The organism is Tritonibacter sp. SIMBA_163, from assembly GCF_046535935.1.
Taxonomy (GTDB): domain Bacteria; phylum Pseudomonadota; class Alphaproteobacteria; order Rhodobacterales; family Rhodobacteraceae; genus Epibacterium; species Epibacterium scottomollicae.
This window is the reverse complement of record NZ_JAWJBP010001395.1, coordinates 1-234: the sequence shown is the minus strand read 5'-3', so window position 1 is coordinate 234 and position 234 is coordinate 1. Positions and strand designations below refer to the sequence as shown.

General features: G+C 62.0%; 1 pseudogene. It reads right to left on the bottom strand.

Annotated features, from left to right (window positions below):
- Window positions 1–234 (bottom strand): annotated as a pseudogene (locus R0J92_RS26880) (hypothetical protein); the annotation flags it as partial.

The window sequence follows — 234 nt, the reverse complement described above, 5'->3', positions numbered from 1 at the left end:
CCGCAGCGCCAGGGATGGCGCGATCAACAACAGCCACAGTCCGCAGATCACCGACAATGCGGTCATGAAGGTGATCCCGACATAGGCGGTCAGCTGAGATGACTGCAACGGGGACAAGGGCGAAAGCAAGCGCCAGCGGGCAAAGGACCTCGACAGCAAACCAAACCCGACAGCGTGAGAAAACGCGAGCGAGGCCATGGCGGCGCGCCGTGCCACAGGAGCGTCAAAGTTGGT